Source organism: Virgibacillus sp. FSP13 (genome assembly GCF_054048505.1).
This window is the reverse complement of the sequence record NZ_JBSVKG010000072.1, coordinates 1-997: the sequence shown is the minus strand read 5'-3', so window position 1 is coordinate 997 and position 997 is coordinate 1. Positions and strand designations below refer to the sequence as shown.

At 32.7% G+C, this 997-nt stretch carries 1 protein-coding gene; it reads left to right on the top strand.

Going from position 1 to position 997, the window contains the following annotated elements; all coding sequences use genetic code 11:
• The first annotated feature begins 134 nt into the window (after positions 1 to 134).
• Positions 135 to 587, top strand: coding sequence for an NUDIX hydrolase (locus ACW2QC_RS20225; protein ID WP_457545726.1), 453 nt, complete (start codon positions 135 to 137; stop codon positions 585 to 587).
• The last annotated feature ends 410 nt before the right edge of the window (positions 588 to 997 follow it).

Genomic DNA, 997 nt, shown 5'->3' with positions numbered 1-997 from the left:
TTGCTAACGATTGCTTAATAAAGTATTCAAGAATAGGACCAAATTGCTGTGGAAATCATTCACGTATTTATGTAAAAATCATCGGACATATCGCTTTAATCAAATAACTTTATATTTTACTAGGGGGAGTTGCTATGGAATATTTTAAATACCTAAGACAGTATGTAGGGCATAAACCGATTATATTACCTGGTTCTGTCGTTATCATTGTCAATGATAAAAATGAGGTTTTATTGCAAAAAAGACACGATGGATACTGGGGATTGCCAGGTGGTTTAATGGACTTAGGGGAAAGCTTTGAAGAAGTAGCAAAAAGAGAGGTATTTGAAGAAACTGGATTAGTAGTGGGAAATTTAAAATTACTCAATGTGCGCTCTGGTTCGGAATATTATTTAAAAGTCGCAAATGGCGATGAATTATATTCGGCAACTGCTGTTTATTATACTAAAGACGTAAGTGGCGATATAAAGATTGATTACAGGGAGTCTGTAAAAATGCAATGTTTTTCGACCGATGAGTTACCGCATAAATTAAATGATAAGGATAAAATGTCTATTGATGATTATCTGAAATGTGAAAGTAAGTAAGAATCCTATATTCCGCAATCAGGCGCACTTCTGGAATAAAGAACAGGGCCAATTTGCCAATTTAGGCCCATTTTGCGGAATAACAATATTTTGGCTTGTCTGCGCGGGCATTGTATGTCTAGAAAATATATTTGGTTACCAATATTTGTGTTTACTTTTGGAACAGTATTCCAATTAATTTTCAATAATGAAATTCACTGGGTACATAACATCTTATTTTCTGTAGTTTTCTATTTATTTTATGTTTTTTGGGAGTGGTCAAAAAAAACAAATGATTGGAGGAAAAATAAACAAGAAAGATAGTGTTGAATTTTATTCTGTTATCGAGCGCAGTAATCGAATAAAGCAACTGCAATTTTTATCAATTTAATGCTGTTGATGTATATTACAGCAACAAAATACTGGGAAAA